The organism is Pedococcus sp. P2_E4 (genome assembly GCF_056403935.1).
In genome coordinates this window covers 12,284-28,776 of record NZ_JBFUEO010000002.1, presented here as the reverse complement: position 1 = coordinate 28,776, position 16,493 = coordinate 12,284, and the positions used below count along the sequence as shown (strand labels likewise).

The 16,493-nt window shown below is 69.9% G+C and carries 17 protein-coding genes and 3 tRNA genes; 7 read left to right on the top strand and 13 right to left on the bottom strand.

Features of this window, described 5'->3' with window-relative positions; all coding sequences use genetic code 11:
• The 3 genes from AC1DV7_RS01575 to AC1DV7_RS01565 form a co-directional block, all read right to left on the bottom strand.
• Complete coding sequence (locus AC1DV7_RS01575; RefSeq protein ID WP_477593901.1) at nt 1-273, bottom strand: hypothetical protein; 273 nt, start codon at nt 271-273, stop codon at nt 1-3.
• 207 nt (nt 274-480) lie between these two features.
• Nucleotides 481-1,122 carry a hemerythrin domain-containing protein gene (locus tag AC1DV7_RS01570; RefSeq protein WP_477593899.1) on the bottom strand — a complete coding sequence of 214 codons (642 nt, stop codon included), beginning with the start codon at nt 1,120-1,122 and terminating at the stop codon, nt 481-483.
• A 48-nt stretch (nt 1,123-1,170) separates the two neighbouring features.
• Entirely contained in the window at nt 1,171-1,656 is a 486-nt protein-coding gene (locus AC1DV7_RS01565) for a DUF6326 family protein (RefSeq protein ID WP_477593898.1), read from the bottom strand.
• A 163-nt stretch (nt 1,657-1,819) separates the two neighbouring features.
• Here AC1DV7_RS01565 and AC1DV7_RS01560 point away from each other — a divergent pair, with 163 nt between their 5' ends.
• Nucleotides 1,820-2,968 carry a sensor histidine kinase gene (locus AC1DV7_RS01560; protein ID WP_477593896.1) on the top strand — a complete coding sequence of 383 codons (1,149 nt, stop codon included), beginning with the start codon at nt 1,820-1,822 and terminating at the stop codon, nt 2,966-2,968.
• Nucleotides 2,965-3,612, top strand: coding sequence for a response regulator (locus AC1DV7_RS01555; protein WP_477593894.1), 648 nt, complete (start codon nt 2,965-2,967; stop codon nt 3,610-3,612). The genes AC1DV7_RS01560 and AC1DV7_RS01555 overlap by 4 nt, the downstream gene beginning before the upstream one ends.
• Nucleotides 3,613-3,717: 105 nt before the next feature.
• On the opposite strand, the gene AC1DV7_RS01550 is transcribed toward AC1DV7_RS01555, so the two are convergent.
• From AC1DV7_RS01550 to AC1DV7_RS01535, 4 genes are all read right to left on the bottom strand, one after another.
• Nucleotides 3,718-3,792: transfer RNA gene (locus tag AC1DV7_RS01550), tRNA-Val, on the bottom strand.
• Between the two features lie 33 nt (nt 3,793-3,825).
• Nucleotides 3,826-3,896, bottom strand: a tRNA-Cys gene (locus tag AC1DV7_RS01545).
• Nucleotides 3,897-3,918: 22 nt separating this feature from the next.
• Nucleotides 3,919-3,991 (bottom strand) — tRNA-Gly (locus AC1DV7_RS01540).
• A 32-nt stretch (nt 3,992-4,023) separates the two neighbouring features.
• Nucleotides 4,024-5,301 carry a YihY/virulence factor BrkB family protein gene (locus AC1DV7_RS01535; RefSeq protein ID WP_477593893.1) on the bottom strand — a complete coding sequence of 426 codons (1,278 nt, stop codon included), beginning with the start codon at nt 5,299-5,301 and terminating at the stop codon, nt 4,024-4,026.
• A 32-nt stretch (nt 5,302-5,333) separates the two neighbouring features.
• Here AC1DV7_RS01535 and AC1DV7_RS01530 point away from each other — a divergent pair, with 32 nt between their 5' ends.
• Entirely contained in the window at nt 5,334-6,980 is a 1,647-nt protein-coding gene (locus AC1DV7_RS01530; RefSeq protein ID WP_477593892.1) for an acyl-CoA dehydrogenase family protein, read from the top strand.
• Nucleotides 6,981-7,096: 116 nt separating this feature from the next.
• Nucleotides 7,097-8,881 carry an HNH endonuclease signature motif containing protein gene (locus AC1DV7_RS01525; RefSeq protein WP_477593890.1) on the top strand — a complete coding sequence of 595 codons (1,785 nt, stop codon included), beginning with the start codon at nt 7,097-7,099 and terminating at the stop codon, nt 8,879-8,881.
• Between the two features lie 35 nt (nt 8,882-8,916).
• Here AC1DV7_RS01525 and AC1DV7_RS01520 read toward each other — a convergent pair whose 3' ends face one another.
• Entirely contained in the window at nt 8,917-9,834 is a 918-nt protein-coding gene (locus AC1DV7_RS01520) for a LysR family transcriptional regulator (RefSeq protein WP_477593888.1), read from the bottom strand.
• Between the two features lie 89 nt (nt 9,835-9,923).
• Here AC1DV7_RS01520 and AC1DV7_RS01515 point away from each other — a divergent pair, with 89 nt between their 5' ends.
• Together AC1DV7_RS01515 and AC1DV7_RS01510 are read left to right on the top strand one after the other, a co-directional pair.
• Nucleotides 9,924-10,946: a pyridoxal-phosphate dependent enzyme gene (locus tag AC1DV7_RS01515; protein WP_477593886.1), complete on the top strand. Its 1,023-nt coding sequence runs from the start codon at nt 9,924-9,926 to the stop codon at nt 10,944-10,946.
• Nucleotides 10,943-12,106: an amidohydrolase gene (locus tag AC1DV7_RS01510; RefSeq protein ID WP_477593884.1), complete on the top strand. Its 1,164-nt coding sequence runs from the start codon at nt 10,943-10,945 to the stop codon at nt 12,104-12,106. Before AC1DV7_RS01515 ends, AC1DV7_RS01510 begins: the two co-directional genes overlap by 4 nt.
• Before the next feature lie 280 nt (nt 12,107-12,386).
• Here AC1DV7_RS01510 and AC1DV7_RS01505 read toward each other — a convergent pair whose 3' ends face one another.
• From AC1DV7_RS01505 to zapE, 5 genes are all read right to left on the bottom strand, one after another.
• Nucleotides 12,387-12,968 carry a DinB family protein gene (locus AC1DV7_RS01505; RefSeq protein WP_477593882.1) on the bottom strand — a complete coding sequence of 194 codons (582 nt, stop codon included), beginning with the start codon at nt 12,966-12,968 and terminating at the stop codon, nt 12,387-12,389.
• A gap of 42 nt (nt 12,969-13,010) precedes the next feature.
• On the bottom strand, nt 13,011-13,385 hold the full coding sequence (locus AC1DV7_RS01500; RefSeq protein ID WP_477593881.1) for a VOC family protein: 375 nt from the start codon (nt 13,383-13,385) through the stop codon (nt 13,011-13,013).
• Nucleotides 13,386-13,484: 99 nt separating this feature from the next.
• Nucleotides 13,485-14,399 (bottom strand): polyphosphate kinase 2 family protein, encoded by a 915-nt coding sequence (locus AC1DV7_RS01495; RefSeq protein WP_477593879.1) that lies wholly within the window; start codon nt 14,397-14,399, stop codon nt 13,485-13,487.
• Between the two features lie 74 nt (nt 14,400-14,473).
• Complete coding sequence (locus tag AC1DV7_RS01490; RefSeq protein WP_477593878.1) at nt 14,474-14,983, bottom strand: hypothetical protein; 510 nt, start codon at nt 14,981-14,983, stop codon at nt 14,474-14,476.
• A 67-nt stretch (nt 14,984-15,050) separates the two neighbouring features.
• Nucleotides 15,051-16,061, bottom strand: coding sequence for a cell division protein ZapE (gene zapE, locus AC1DV7_RS01485; protein ID WP_477593876.1), 1,011 nt, complete (start codon nt 16,059-16,061; stop codon nt 15,051-15,053).
• Between the two features lie 98 nt (nt 16,062-16,159).
• On the opposite strand from zapE, the gene AC1DV7_RS01480 reads away from it, so the two are divergent.
• Nucleotides 16,160-16,483 carry a hypothetical protein gene (locus AC1DV7_RS01480; RefSeq protein WP_477593874.1) on the top strand — a complete coding sequence of 108 codons (324 nt, stop codon included), beginning with the start codon at nt 16,160-16,162 and terminating at the stop codon, nt 16,481-16,483.
• Nucleotides 16,484-16,493: the final 10 nt, after the last annotated feature.

The following is a 16,493-nucleotide window of genomic DNA, read 5'->3' as shown; positions in this document are numbered from 1 at the left end:
TCAGTCCCCGGTGACACCGATCCGGACCTTGCCCCTTCCCTCACAGTTCGGCTCGTGCCCAAGGGCGTCGCGTCCGGCCTTGGCACGCGCCCGCCGAGCCGGACCGACCCAGTCACAGCTCTTGCAGTAGCCGAAGACGAAGGACCCGTCCTCGCGGACCGAGGCGGACGCCTCGACCCGGCTCAGGGTGGCGCGGTGCTCGTGACCGGTGTCATCGGCAAGCGTGAGGTCCCGGCCCTTCCGGGTGAGGAATCGCAGCTTCGGCTTGGGCACACCCGGCATTATCCCCGGGACGGGAGCGGACGCCAGACACGCAGACCGAAGAGCGAGCTCGCCCGGGGCGACGACCCACGTCAGCCCGTGCGGCGGAGCGTGCACTACGAAGGCGGCAGCACGCACCGGATGGGCCTCACCAGTCGAGTCAGCGCCGCGCGGCCAGGCAAATCGCACGCCTGACGTCGGCCATGGGCAGCGGCCAGGTCACGCTGTGCCTCGCCAGGCCGGGGCGACCTCCCGGTGGTACGACCTGCCCGCCACCTTGCTCAGGAGAAAGGTGACCGGAGCGGGGATCGTGGAGCGGAAGTAGGCACGCTCCTCGTCGGCCATCCCGTCCTGGACCCAGGCCATCCAGCGGCCCGTCTCGGCGAGGGACTCCGGTCGCAGGCGCTTCTCGACGGCTTTCCAGTCGGGCGACTCGAGGTGCGGCAGCATGAGCGGCTCGAGCTCTGTCTCCTCGTGGTGCAGGTGACGCTCCACGACCTCGTGCGCTCGCACGATGGCGTCCCGGGCGGCATACGCATCCACGGCCGAAGCGGTCGACGCGTAGGTGGTCATCGCCGTCGATGCCTCCGCGAGCGCGGCCGCCATCGCCTGGTGCTCGGCCTCCATGACCTCCACCAGCTCGCTCGCTCCCTCGACCCTGGCCAGGAACGGGAAGACGTGGGTGTCCTCGCCCAGGTGGTGGTGCTTGAGCTGGTCGTGCATGTTCGCGTAGGCGGCCTCGAGCTGGGCCGCCCGAGCCCGGTCACCGTCGGGAGCCGCGTCAAGAGCGGACTCCAGGCGAGCCAGGTCACGGCGCACCGCGGCGTGGATCACCCTGTTCATCGTCATGGGGCTGCTCACGGGCCAGACCCTAGCGAAGTGAGTCCGTCGCCGGATCCGGCATTTGCGCTACGGGGCCAGGCTCTGCGGTGATGCGGTGCGGCGTGGCCAGGTCCAGGCTGAGCGCAGGATGAAGGCCAGGAGCAGCACCTCGAGCCCGATGGACAGGCCGTAGAAGTAGACGTAGGTCCAGGGCTCCCCTGCCGCGTTGTAGATCGACACGGGGATGTAGAGCGTTGCCACGACAAGGTTCACGGTGCGGTTGACAGGGCCAGGCAGTGTCGTGGAGAGCAGGATCATGAGGATCGGGATGGCCACGAGCGTGAGCGCGAGGGCGACAAAGGTCGGTCCGGTGTCGAACTCGTGGACGATGCCGGCCCGGATCTCGTCGACGAAGCCGGGCTTGTACAGCGCGAGGTAGTCGACGTAGATGTAGAGGAACATGAAGCTGGCCCATGCTGCCGCGAGCTTGGCCTGCACGGGCAGGCGCAGATCATCCAGCGTGCTCTGGGACGGCGGCTTCTCCAGCACCGCGTGGGATCGAGGCGTTCTCATCACCATGCTCCTTGGCTTTGATCGGGTGGGTGCTTCCACTGTCAGGGATGTCGGTCAGCGGGCACATCAGCCCCGGGGCGTGATGTGACCTGGCCGCTGGTCCAGTCGCCCTGTTGTACTTTCGGCGGATACACCGATGACGCGGGCTGCCTAGCCTGATCAGGTGGCCACCGACGCACTGCGCTCGCTGTGGGTCGAACCTCGACCCGCGAACCCCCCGAAAAGGCGGCCGCGGGACTGGACGTTGGTCGGGGCCTTCGTCTGCTGGTCTGTGGTCGAAGGGGTGCTCCGCCACGACATGGCCCCTCGCCCGGTGCTGCTCCTTGCTGCGCTCGCGGCCATCGCCCCCCTGCCGTGGCGACGGTCGCACCCGTTCGTGGCGGCCGCGCTGGCTTTCGGCCTGTTGACCGGGGTCGACATCGTCAGGATCCTCACTGGATCGCACGGCGCTCCGCCCTCGAGCGTCTCGGCCACCCTGGTCCTGACCTACGCCCTGTTCCGGTGGGGCTCCGGTCGAGAAGCCGCGGGCGGCCTTGGCGTGATCCTGGTCTGGCTCGCCGTCACCCGCGTCGCGGACCCCACCAGCCTGGCCGACACGGTCGCGGCATACGCGTTCTTCCTGGTCGCCGCAGCGCTGGGCGCCGCGATCCGCTATCGCGCGAGGATCCGCATCCGCGACATCGACGAAGCCAAAGCGAGAGAGCGCGAACAGCTCGCGCGCGAGCTCCACGACACCGTCGCCCACCACGTCTCAGGAATCGCCATCCAGGCCCAAGCAGGACGTGCCATCGCGGCCTCCCACCCCGAGCGTGCCATCGAGGCCCTGACCACCATCGAGGACGCCGCGACCCGGACGCTGACCGAGCTGCGCGCCATCGTCGGCGTGCTCCGCGCCTCGGAACACACCGAGTTCGCGCCGCAGCCGGGCGTGGCCGAGGTCCAGCAGCTCGCCAACGATGGCCAGACACGTCCCTGCGTCGAGGTGAGGCTCGCGGGTGAGCTCGACGACCTCAGCCAGGCGGTCGGGGCCGCGATCTACCGCCTCGCCCAGGAGTCCATCACCAATGCTCGACGGCACGCGCGCCACGCCACCCACGTCACCGTGGCCGTCACCGGAGACGCCGACCAGGTCCGGCTGACCATCGAGGACGACGGCTCCTCCGGCCTACAAAGCCGCACCCAAGCTGGCTACGGCCTGGTAGGCATGCGCGAGCGCGCGACACTGCTCGGCGGTACGTTCCACGCCGGCCCCACCGCCGGCCGGGGCTGGCGGGTCGAAGCGAACCTGCCGCGGACCGCGACGCCACGATGAGCATCAGGGTGCTCATCGCCGACGACCAGCCCATCGTGCGCACCGGACTGACGATGCTCCTCGACGCCCAACCAGACATCGAAGTCATCGGCGCAGCCGCTGACGGGCGCGAGGCGGTGCGCCTGGCGCTCCAGCTGCGCCCCGACGTGGGACTGTTCGACATCCGGATGCCGCTGATGGACGGCATCGAAGCCACCCGACGCCTCGCCGGCCCCGACGTCACCGACCCCCTGCCGATCGTGGTCATCACCACCTTCGACCCCGACGAGTACGTCCACGGCGCGCTCAAGGCCGGCGCCCGCGGGTTCCTGCTCAAGGACGCCGGACCCGCCCTGCTGACTCAGGCCATCCACGCCGCCGCAGACGGAGACGCACTCATCGCCCCCAGCGTGACCGTCCGACTCCTCGCCGCATTCGCGCATGCACAGACCTCACCGCCCCGACAGCCGATAGAACCGCTCACGGCCCGGGAGGAGGAAGTCCTCCTGCACGTGGCTCAAGGCCGTACCAACAGCGAGATCGCCAGCGACCTCTACATCACCCCCAGCACCGTCAAGGCCCACCTCGCCAGCCTCATGAGAAAGCTCGGCGCCCGCAACCGGGTCGAGGTGGCCATGTGGGCCCACGAGACCGGCCGCGTCTAGGTCTCTCAGGTCTCTGTGTTGTCGGCTGCTGGAACGCTGCACATTCCTGGCAGGCAACGACACGGCCCCTGGCCTGCGTTCTGCAGGTCAGGGGCCGTTCCGTGATGGTGGGCGATACTGGGTTTGAACCAGTGACCTCTTCCGTGTCAAGGAAGCGCGCTACCACTGCGCCAATCGCCCGAGGGTGGTGCTGTTTCGGGTTCTACGTAGTCGAGGTGGAGACGGGATTTGAACCCGTGTACGCGGCTTTGCAGGCCGCTGCCTCGCCTCTCGGCCACTCCACCGTGAAGGCGGTCAAACCCTCCGAGCGGATGACCGGGCTCGAACCGGCGACCTCAACCTTGGCAAGGTTGCGCTCTACCAACTGAGCTACATCCGCATTACACGCGCTATTGGTGTCGAGCGAGCTTTTCAAGCCCCGCTGCGCGTGCGGACAGACATTATCTGATCCGGCGCATCGTCTCCAAATCGGGTGCCACCGGTGTCATTCGACCCCTTCGCCGACCCCTGCGCCGACCCCATGGTCGAGCCCTTCGCCGACCCCTTGGTCGAGTCCTGAGCCGACGCCTCAGCGGACGCCTCAGGCGCCGCCTCGCCCGACGACTCGTCCGCGGCCTCGTCCGGGGCTGGGGGAACGGGGGTCAGCGGCTTGCGCGCCTCGGCTGCCAGGGCCGCCATCGACCCGGTCAGCTCGTCCGGCTCGCCGGCAGCGGGCCGGACCGCCTTGGCGACCGGCTGCGCGCCCTCGCGGCGCCGGGCAACCCGGGCCTTGACCCACTCCACCGTCCGCGCCCGCAGCGACTGCCGCTCCTCGACCGGCCACATGGTGCGGATCGCGGCGTTGAGCGCGGCACCGATGAGCAGGGCGATCGCGAGGGCGTACAGGAAGATCAGGAGCACGATCGGCGCGGACAAGGGGCCATAGATCGAGGTCCCGTCCAGCGACACGGTGATCGTCCCGCGCAGCACGAACGACGCCAGCACCCAGATGGTCAGGGTCAGCACGGACCCCGGGACGTCCCGCAGCCACGGCGACCGTCGGGGCGTGGAGATGTGGAACAGCGTCGCGATGCTCGCCACTGCGACGACCGTCACGACCGGCCAGTAGAGCCACGCGAGGAACTCGGCCTCGGCCGGCAGCAGGTCCTTGAGCCAGGTCGGGCCGATCACGACCAACGGGATGACGACGATCCCGACGACCAGAGACAGGAAGTACAGCGTCAGCGACAACGCCCGGGTGCGGACGATTCCCCGCACCCCGGACTGGCCGTACATGATCGAGATGGTGTCGACGAACACGTTGAGCGCCCGGGAGCCGGACCACACCGAGAGCAGGAAGCCGACCGAGATGAGGTCGAAGCGCCCGTTCCGGAACACGTCCTGCGTGGTCGGCAGGACGATGCTGCTGACGATCTGGTCGGTGAGGAAGTTCGACGCCCACGACTGGATGCCGGAGATGATGTCGGCGACGGTGTTGGCCCCCAGCCACTTGCCGAGGTACCCCACACCACCGAACAGCCCCAGCAGCAGCGGAGGCAGCGACAGCAGCATGAAGAAGCCGGCCTCTGACGCCAGACCGGTGACGCGGTAGCGCAGGCACACGCGGATCGTCTCCACCGTGAGCCGCGCCAACGGCAGCGCCCCCGGCACGCGAAGGAGCTCGCGGCGCACCCGAGCCTTCAAAGTCACCCCGTCACGGTATCCCGGCATATCGTTCCACCGTGCCCACCCACGCCGTGACGAACCAGGTGCCCCCGCTCCCGGACTACAACACCGTCCTCACCCAACCCGCGCTGGCAGAGGGTCTGGAGCGCTGGGCCGGCCCCACGGCATACGAGCAGATCGTGGGTCTCGGCACCCGTGGGGGCAGCGCCGAGGCGCGTGGGTGGGCCACTCAGGCCAACGAGTTCGAGCCTCGGCTGCGCACCCACTCCCCGTCCGGCGAACGCATCGACGAGGTCGAGTTCCACCCCGCGTGGCACGAGCTCATGACGGTCGCCGTGGGCGCCGGCCTCACCGCCGAACCGTGGACCGCAGCGGCCGGCAGCGGTGACCACGTCCGCCGGGCGGCCGGGTTCATCGCGTGGTCCGAGAACGAGCAGGGGCACCTGTGCCCCATCTCGATGACGTATGCCGCGGCGCCGGCGCTCGCGGCCAACCCCGCCCTCGCGGAGCGCTGGGTCCCGGGGCTCGCGTCCCGCACCTACGACTTCGGGCTGCGCCCGCTCGACCGCAAGCGCGGCGTCATCGCCGGGATGGGCATGACCGAGAAGCAGGGTGGGTCGGACGTGCGCGCCAACACCACCCGCGCCGTCGCCACCCGGGGCGGACCGCTGGAGGGTGGCGACACGTACCGGCTCACGGGCCACAAGTGGTTCTGTTCGGCGCCCATGAGCGACGCCTTCCTGGTCCTCGCCCAGACCGACGCCGGTATCGGCTGCTTCCTCGTCCCCCGCGTGCTCGACGACGGCACCCGCAATGCCTTTGCGCTGCAACGGCTCAAGGACAAGCTGGGCAACCGCTCCAACGCCAGCTCCGAGGTCGAGCTCGACGGCACGTGGGGTGTGCGGGTCGGCGACGAGGGCCGGGGCATCCGCACGATCCTCGACATGGTCGCCGCGACCCGGCTCGACTGCATCCTCGGATCGGCCTCGACGATGCGGGCCGCACTCGTTCGCGCGGTCCACCACACCCGCCACCGGTCCGCCTTCGGCGCCCTGCTGGTCGACCAGCCGCTGATGCAGAACGTCCTGGCGGACCTGGCCCTCGAGGTCGAGGCGGCCACCACGCTCGCACTGCGACTCGCACACGCCGTCGACGAGGGTGACACCGCCTTGTCCCGGCTGGGCGTCGCTGTCGGCAAGTACTGGGTCTGCAAGCGCACCTCGCCCATGGTGGCCGAGGCATTGGAATGCCTCGGCGGCAACGGGTACGTCGAGGAGAACGGCCTGGCCCGGCTCTACCGCGAAGCGCCCTTGAACTCGATCTGGGAGGGCTCGGGCAACGTCAACGCACTCGACGTCCTGCGCGCGATCAGCCGGGAACCGTTGTCCGTGGAGGCGTTCCGCAAGGAGGTCCAGCTCGCCCACGGCCACAGTGCCGTGCTCGACACCGCCATCGCGCAGGTCGACGACGTCGTGGCTGCGGCGGGACAGCCCGGGGCGCAGGCCGGCGCCCGGCGCCTGGTGGAGCACCTCGCGGTGACCCTGCAGGCCTGCCTGCTCGTGCAGTACGCACCGACGACCGTCGCCGACGCCTTCGTGGCGAGCCGGCTCGGGGGCGACCACGGGGTCACCTTCGGCACGCTGGACGCCGGGCTGTCGGCCACCACCGCGCGCACTCTCGTCGACCGGGCCTTCACCGTCTAGCACGAGGCACTGACAGGCGCCGACTGCCCGCCGGGACGCGAAATGCGTTGCTGGTGAACAGGATTCGTCGCCATCGGATCTTGCCCCCGATGTCCGATATCGCCTAGAATGGACGCATGTTCGAACTCGGGGGGATCCGGACGCAGCTGCAGGAGCAGCTGACCGATGCCCGGGCGCGGGGTTCGAGCGCGAACACCGACGACTGGGTGCATCTGGTCGCCGGCTGCCAAGAGGTCCTCAATGTCGTGGCCGCCCTCCAGACCGTGGCGCTCGCGCAGATCGCGGCCCGCGACGAGGTCGCCCTCGAGGACGGCACGGTCGTCGAGGAGTTCCGCGGTCTGGGCCACCAGCGGCTCGACGCCCCGGCGCTGGTCGACGACCTCCTCGGCCTCAGCGCGGCTGCGGCCTTCGACCGGGTGTCGCTGGCGGTGGACCTCATGACCCGCCACCCGTTGCTGCTGGGCGAGATGGCTGCTGGTCGCCTCGACGCCTACCGCGCCGGTGTCGTCGCCACCGAGCTGCGTGAGGCCGACCCGGACGTGTGTGGCCACGTCGACGGTGTCGTCGTAGAGCGCCTGATGGCGACCGGCGGCGCCGAGGCTGCAGGCCCGCTGCGCCGGCGCACGCGACGCACGCTGGAGCGCGTCGACCCCGAGCTCGTGCGCCGCCTGGCCGATCGGGCCCGTGGTGAGCGCTCGCTGCGCCGCTCCGCCTGGGCTCCGGGCGTCGACGAGTGGAGCGCGACCCTGCCGGTCGAGCAGTCACGCTCGGCCTGGTCCGTCGTCGACGGGCTGGCCCGCAGCTACGTGTCCGAGGGTCGCTGCGCCGGCCTCGAGACAGCTCGGGCTGACGCCCTGATGGACCTCATCCATGCTCGCGCCACCGGAAAGGTCGCGGTGCATCTGACGGTTCCGGCCAGCGAGGTGGCCCGCCACGCCGTCGACCCCTCGACCGGGCCAGCGGGCCCGCTGGGCGCCGACGACGCGGCCCTCGTCCCGGTGACTGCCTTCGGGATGCCGGGCATCACCCACGTCCGCGCCTCCTGGCTGGCGGGGCTCCCCGGCGCGCCGCTCCCCTCGCGGCGCTCTCGCCTACGGGGCCACGGCTCACGCCGCCCCGGGGCGGCCACCGCGACCGCCGGACGGGCTGGTGTCGTCCCGGCGTCGTCCGTCGAGGTGCTGGCCTGCGACGACGTGACCGGTGCGCTGACCACCCTCCCACTGGGCCAGGACGCCTCCCCCACGAGCGACTCCTATCGCCCGCCTGCGTGGATGGTCGCCTTCGTCCGGGCGCGTGACGGCGGCTGCCGGTTCCCCGGGTGCGCGGTCAGCGCACGGTCCTGCGACCTCGACCACGTCAGGGCGTGGCCACACGGACCGACCGACCCGGGCAACCTCATCTGCCTCTGTCGCCGACATCACCGCATCAAGCAACGTCCTGGGTGGAACGTCACAGCCCGACCGGACGCCGTCGTGACGTGGGTCGACCCGACCGGGCGACGACGCACGACCTATCCCACTGACCACCTGCACACGACGGCTGGCGCCACTCCGGCAGAACGCATCGCGACGGTTCCGACAGCCGCGCCAGCACCACTGCCGGCCGCGGTTCGCGCATCGCTGCCCGCGTCCTCGTCGCTGCCCGCGTCGGTCCCTGCCCTGCCTTCGCTCCTCGAGGACGAGGTCACCCACGACCTCGAGCGCGGGCTGATCGCGAGGGCCTGCCGCAGCGACACGATCAGCCAGCGCAATCGCCGAGCGCTGCGTCGTGGTGAGCGGATCCGCGCCAGCGACCCCTCCCCCACCCCACCACACGAGGCCGCCCAGGGGGTCGCCCGCAAGTCGCCAGGAAGCCGCCGCCGGTCGACGATCCCGGCCCGCGACGACGAACCGCCGTTCTAACCCTTCGCCGTCCTCTCATGCCGATGTGCGGGAGCTCATGGCCGGCTCTCGCGGGTCTGGCGCCGGGTTTGGCCGGCGGCTGCTGTCTTCAGGGCTTGGTGCGTCGCCGCGATGCGTGGGTGTTCACGGCTGCCGACCCGGGTCGCGGTCAGGATGCGCCGGTAGGGGCGCCCTGGGAGTGCGTGAGTGATGACGCCGTCGCGATGGCTGGCGTCGGCGAGGCCGGGCAGGAGGGCTGCTGCGAGTCCTTCTTGGACGACTCGTAGGTGGATCTGTAGGTCGGTGGACGTGTAGCGGATGTCGGGCTCGAACCCGGTCGTTCGGCACAGTGCTGTGGCCCAGGTGCGGGATGTGGTGCCGGGGGGTTCCAGGGCGAGTGGCCGATCGGCGAGGGCTTCGAGTGTTGTGACCTCGTCCCAGGTGGTCGGGACGACGAGCTCGAGCGGGTCGGTGGTCAGTTCGTTCAGGTCAGCGCCTGGAATGACGGGGAGCGGGTGCCCTGGGTACTCCTCGGCCAGGACGAGGTCGAAGTCTCCAGCGGCGAGTGCGGGCAGGGCGGTTTCGGGTTCGAGCTCGGTGACCTCGAGGCGACAGTCGGGGTGCTGATCGGCCATGAGGGTGACGGCCTGCAGGACGAGGGAGAGGATGGCGCTCTGGAAGGCGGCCACTTTGACGGTTYCGGTGACATCGCCTCGAAAGGATGCGAGGTCTGCGTGCGCGCGTTCGAGCTGTGCGAGGACGGTGGTGGCGTGCTTGACGAGCAGTTCGCCCTCGGGTGTCAGGCGGAGACGGCGCCCGTCGGGTTCGAGGAGGCGGGCCCCGGCTTCTCGTTCGAGCACGCTCAGCTGCTGGGACACCGCGGACGGGCTGAACGACAGGGCGTGGGCCACGGCCGCGATCGTGCCCCGGCGCGATAGCTCGACGAGCAGGTGTAAACGCTTGACCTCGAACACGTACAGCCACCACCCATCAGATCTGCTTAAGGGTTTTGCTCAAGACTATGCGCTGGACGTGATGCGTGTCCGCCCAGAACACTGGGCCAATGACGACCTGGTTCCACAATCCCGACGCCCTGGGGTGGCTGTCCGGCCCGGGCGCGGCGACTCGCGAGTTTCACCGTGACCTGCCCGGCTATGAGCCGACGCCGCTGGTCGACCTGCCGAGCCTGGGCGCCGAGCTGGGTGTGCGGCGGGTGCTCGTCAAGGACGAGTCGATGCGCCTCGGGCTACCCGCGTTCAAGGTGCTGGGTGCGTCGTGGGCGTGCATACGGGTGCTCAAGCGTTCCCCCGGGGCGCACCTGGTGACGGCGACCGACGGCAACCACGGTCGCGCGGTGGCGCGCATGGCCCGTCTACTCGGCACCGCCGCCACGGTGTTCGTGCCCGGCGTGATGCTCCGCCAGACGGCTGAGCTCATCGAGGCGGAGGGCGCGCAGGTCCGATGGGTCGACGGGGACTACGACGACGCGGTCCGTGTTGCCGCCGGGTACGCTGCCGCCGACGTCGGCCGAGAGCTGGTGCAGGACACCGCGTGGGAGGGCTACGAGGAGGTCCCCGGCTGGATCGTCGAGGGTTACGACACCCTGCTGGACGAGATCGACGAGCAACTCGGCCGCACCCCCGACCTCATCGCAGTCCCGGTCGGGGTCGGCTCGTTGGCGCAGGCGGTGGTCGCGCACTACCGCCGACCCGGCCAAGGCGTGACTCGCGTGCTGTCGGTCGAGCCCGACAGTGCGGGCTGTGTCATCGCCAGCCTCGCGCAAGGTCGGCCGACGAGCGTCCCTACGGCCTCCACGGTCATGGCCGGCCTGAACTGCGGCACGATATCGAGCCTCGCCTGGCCCGTCCTACGCGACGGGCTCGACGCCGCTGTCGTCGTCCACGACACCGCCGCCCTGCGCGCGTCCGCCGATCTCGCAGGGCTCGGCGTCTCTTCGGGCGCGTGCGGCGCCGCCACCCTGGCTGGGGTCCGTGCTGCACTGGCCGACCCGACCCACCGCTACGACCTCGACCTGCCCGAGGATGCCGTCATTGTCCTGCTCAGCACCGAAGGAGCCGCCTCGTGACGCCACACCTCGACGCTCAGCTGCGGACCTGGCGCCGAGACCTGCACCGCATCCCCGAGATCGCGTGCGAAGAGCACGCCACCTCCACCTATGTCGCCTACGTGCTCGAGACCCTGGGGTTCGAGGTCAGCCGGGGCGTTGGCGGAACCGGAGTCGTCGGCTCCCTGACACGAGGGGCGTCCACCCGCTCCGTGGGCCTGCGGGCCGACATGGACGCCCTCCCCATCGCCGAGGTCGAAGGCCGCAGCCACGGATCGACCCACCACGGACGCATGCACGCCTGCGGCCACGACGGACACATGGCCATGGTCCTCGGCGCGGCCGCGACGGCAGCAGCCGACGTCACCCTCGACGGCACCGTCCGCGTGATCTTCCAACCCGCTGAGGAACCCGGCCGCGGCGCCCAGGCGATGATCGACGACGGACTCCTCGAACGCTTCCCCCTCGACGCTCTCCACGGCCTGCACAACCTCCCCGGCATCCCCACCGGGCACCTACTCACCCGAGCCGGCGGCGTCATGGCCAGCGAGGACAACTTCACCATCGCCATCACCGGCCGCGGTGGCCACGCAGCCCGGCCCGACGCTGTCATTGACCCGCTCGTCATCGGCGCGGAGATCGTCCTCGCCTTGCAGACGGTCGTCGCCAGAACGATCGACCCAGTCACTCCAGCCGTGCTCTCGTGCACCGAGTTCCACACTGACGGTGCCCGTAACGCCATTCCCGGAAGCGTGTCCATCACCGGCGACACTCGCAGTTTCGACCCGACGACGCAGGCCCTCCTCGAGCGCCGCATCCGAGAGATCGCCGTGGGCATCGCGTCAGCCCACGGTGCCAGCGCCTCCGTCACCTACACCCACGAGTTCGCCCCGACCATCAACGATTCCGAACGAGCAGGGCTGGCCGCACGAGCGGCCGCCACGGCTCTGGGCGAGGACCGGGTCGACGGCAACTGCCTACCGATCATGGCTAGCGATGACTTCGGCGTGTTCGCGCGCCACGTCCCCTCCTGCTTCAGCTTCATCGGCAACGGCACCGACGACGCCGCCGGCGGTGCACCTCTACACAGCCGCACCTACGACTTCAACGATGAGGCCCTCACTGCGGGCGTCGCCTTCTACATTGAGGTCCTTCGACAGGAACTCACCAGGCCGCACTGAGGAGCCCGCTGACCCCCGGAACGAACATCCGGATATGCCGCGTTACGGGCGACCGCCCGACCATGCCGCGGACTGTGGCGCGGCTGAGTGCTCTGCCGGCGTGGATCGGCTTGCCGATCCTGATGGTCCAGTTGATCCTGCACAGGCGAACGCCGGGAGGTATCACGGGGCGCCATACCTCCGGCTGACCATCCGGCCATGCCGCGGGGCGGTTGTGCCGAATAGAGCTCGCGCCTCGGCCCTTGGTTGTCCCACGCCGGGATCTGAACATAGAACGGCGCTACTGGCGAAACGTCTCGGCGAGCCCGGTGAGCCTCGCGACGTACTCCGGCCAGTCGTACCCGTCCGGAATGTTGTCGCCTGGCTGCCGCCACCCAACGCTGCCGTCGACCTGTTCGCGCAGAATGTCTGCCTGGCCGTTGTGCTGGGCAAGGTCGTTGAAGTTGTGCACCAAGATCCAGTGCAGTGTGACCTCCTTGTCACCCCAATGCCGGACATGGCCGACGGTGTCGAGCCCGAGCACTTCGACGGTCTGCTCGCAGTGAGCGATCACGCGGCGATAGAGGTCGATGATGCCGGCAGTGGATTCGTCGGCGGTGAGGTACCAGTCGGCCTGCGGATCGGACCCATACTCCTCGTCGGCGACCAACTCCTCAGCGTGAGGGAACGGGCGTCCGAAGGTGGCGCCGAGGTAGACCGCCTCCACGTTGAGGACGTGCTTGATGATGCCGATCAGACTGGTTCCGGTTGGTGTGCGGGGCCTGCGAGCCTCGTACTCCGACAGGTCCTCGACCTTGGAGATCAGCGCCTCGCGACGTTCCCGGTAGTACCGCTGCCAGATGGCCTTCTGGTCGTTGGACATGGTCGAAGCGTAGGCCGTGTCACCCGGGATCTGGTGCCGCTCCTAAGCCTCGACCACCGACAGCACGTTGCCCGCTGGGTCGGTGAACCACGCGATGAGCGGGCCACCCCCGCGGAAGATGCCCTGCTCGTCGGTCTCCATCGGCGTCCCGGCATAGCGCTCGAAGCGCACCCCCTGATCAGCCAACCCGGCAACTGTTGCCTCGATGTCCGACACCGGGAAGTTGAGGATCGTGAAGGTCGCCGGCTGGTGGTCGCGCTTGGGATACGCGATGGCACGGTGACCTCCGCCGAGATGGATGCTGAGGATGCCGTTCTCCTCGGTGACGGCGAGCCCGAGCACGTCCTCGTAGAAGGTGCGTGCGGCATCGGTGTYGTCCACCGAGAACCCGCTGAAGGCCTGGGAGTCGTTCAGCACGGTGATTCCTTTCGTGGGTGTGGTGGTGCACCACCAGGCGAGCGAGAACTCATCGCACGCGCCGGCCCCGCCCGGGGACGCCGACGTCGACCGCCCGCCTCAGGACTTGGCGAGCCGCTCCTGCTCGGTCGCGACGTCGAAGTCGGCCGGTGGCCACTGCGGGTCCATCTGCGCAAGGTGTTCCAGGACGAGGTTCTGGACCGCCAGCCGGGCGTACCACTTGCGGTCGGCCGGGACGACGTACCAGGGAGCGGCATCCGTGGACGTCTTCTCCAGCAGGGCCTGGTAGGCCTCCTGGTACGCGGGCCACAGCAGCCGCTCGTCGACGTCACCGGGGTTGTACTTCCAGTGCTTGTCCTCGCGGTCCAGCCGCTCGGTCAGCCGCGCCTTCTGCTCGTCGGAGGACAGGTGCAGCATCACCTTGACGATGGTGGTCCCCGAGTCGGCCAGCTTGGACTCGAAGTCGGCGATCTGGGTGTAGCGGCGGGACCAGACCGATCGGGGCACCAGCTCCCGCACCCGGACAATCAGGACGTCCTCGTAGTGCGAGCGGTCGAACACCCCGACCTGTCCCGGCGCGGGCAGCGCGTTGCGGATGCGCCAGAGGAACGGGTGCTTCTTCTCCTCGGCGGTCGGCGCCTTGAACGCCGTGTAGTGCACGCCCTGCGGGTCCATCTGCCCCACCACGTGGCGCATGATCCCGCCCTTGCCGGAGGTGTCCATGCCCTGCACCACGAGCAGGAGCGAGCGGTTCCCGCCGCCCTTGGACTCGGCATACAGCTTCTCCTGGAAGCCGCTGATCTCCCCCGCCCGGGCCGCGAGGGCCTGCTCGCCTGCCGCCTTGTCACCGTCGAACGCCGGGGTGGACCGCGGGTCGAGGTCGGCCAGGATGAACCCCTCGTCCACCCGCAACGCATCCGCGAAGGCGACGGCCTTCGGAGCTGTGTCCTTGGCCTTGGTCGCATCGATCCCCGCGACCTTGGACTTCTTGTCCTTCTTCCCCTTTTTCGCCATTCCCGCATCCTGTCACCGCAGGTCAGGCCGCGCGAGGGCAGTGAGCAGGTATGCCGCCTCGCGCAGCTCAGGGGTCAGGGGCCCCCGTCCGCGTAGCCCTTGGCGGTCCGGGGGTCATTGCGCGGCTTCCCGGTCCCCACCTGGGGGTCGAAGCCTCCGTCCGCCCAGTCCGGGTGGTCCGGGGTCTGCGGCTCGGCGCCGTCCCAGGACGCGTAGCCGCCCAGCAACCCGAAGGACGGCTCGGAATCCAGCACTGCGGCGGCGAGGCTCTGGAGGACGTCGGCCGGGAGGGCCGCGAGCAGCTGGCCCGGCGCCCGACGCTCGCCGGCCGTGACGAGGTGCGCGATCTTCGCGTGGTCCCTGGTGGTCAGGTGGCCACCGACCAGGAGGCTGCCCTGGACGGCCTCCAGCAGGGACTCCTGATTCGCCTGTGACAGCGCTGGAATCGCCTCCCCGTGCGCCGCCTCGAGCGCATCGGCCGGCGCGGTGCGCAGCAGATAGCGGTACTGGCGTACCACGGGGTCTTCGTCGCCCGACGCCTCACCAGGCGGCTCAGGCTGCCCTCGGAAACCGAACCGGCTCATGCCTGGAGGTTAGGCGCACCCCGGAGGGATGCGCCAGAGGGGCAGTGCGCCCTTGGCCACCCGACTCTCAGGATGTCCCGCCATCGGAGTGGGCCGCCAGCGCCGTCAACCTGGACAGAGCCCGGTAGTACTTCTTGCGGTAGCCGCCCGCGAGCAGCTCGGGTGGGAAGACCTCACCCAACGGGACGCCGCTGGCGAGGACCGGGATGTCGGCGTCGTAGAGCCGGTCGGCCAGGACGACGAGCCGCAGGGCCACGGCCTGGTCGGGCACGGGGCGCACGTGGGTCCACCCGACCGCCTCCACCCCGTCCAGCATCGCGCGGTACCGGCTGGGGTGCACTGTCGCCAGGTGCCGCGTGACATCCACGAAGTGGTCGAGCAGGCCACCTTCGCGGTCCACCGCGTCTGCCACCTCGGACTCGGCCAACGGGGCTGGGCTGTCGATCGTGTCGCGATGACGGTAGTCCGGGCCGTCCACCGTGAGGACGTCGAACCGTGATGACAGCGCCTGGATCTCGCGCAGGAAGTCCTCGGCGGCGAACCGCCCCTGGCCGAGGGCGTCCGGGAGCGTGTTGGACGTGGCGGCCAGCGAGACCCCCGCCTCCGCCAGTCGTCCGAGCAGGGTCGCCATGAGCACCGTGTCGCCGGGATCGTCGAGCTCGAACTCGTCGATGCAGACGAGCTGGTGCCCACTGAGGGCCTCGACGGTGGCAGCGAATCCCAGCGCACCGACCAGGTTCGTGTACTCGACGAACGTCCCGAACGCCTTCGGCCCGGGCGCCTCGTGCCACAGCGACGCCAGCAGGTGCGTCTTCCCCACTCCGAACCCGCCGTCGAGGTACACGCCCCGCGCGGCCGCCGGCCGGGCACGACGCAACCCGAACCGGCTGCGCGCAGGGGCACCCAGCCCCGCGGCATACGCGTGGAGTCGCTCGACCGCGCGCGCCTGGCTGGGCTGGGCAGGGTCCGGCCGGTACGTGGCGAAGCGCTCGGAGTCGAACCGGGGTGGCGGCACCAGCTCGCGGACCAGCCGACCACGGTCCAGCCGCGGGGAGCGGTCGAGGAGGGAGCCGGGCACGGGGTGCAGCCTAGGAGGGTTTGGCCAATCGTGTCCGTCAGGGTGGGCCAGACCCCTACGGTGGACCTTCGCAGTGCACCACCCAAGGGATCCGGTCAGTGAGCGACATGACGAACACGACGAACGAGCCAGAACTGACCCACCATGGACGGTCGACTCCCGCGCCTGCGGGCCCGGACAACTCCTCGGCCGTGGTGCAGCTGGCCGTTGCCGGCGTCTTCACCCTCCTGGGCTGCGTCATGGCGCTCCCGGCTGCGGTTCTGGGCATCGTGGCGGTGGTCCAGCACAAGAACTCGCCTGCTCGCTCCGCCACCCTCACGCGCTGGGGATGGATCGCCTTCGGTGTGGGAGTGGGACTCACGGTGCTCGCCGCGATCGGCCTGATGGTGGTCGCCGGCATCGCGGCCACCGGGAACAATTGACGCGGCGCTT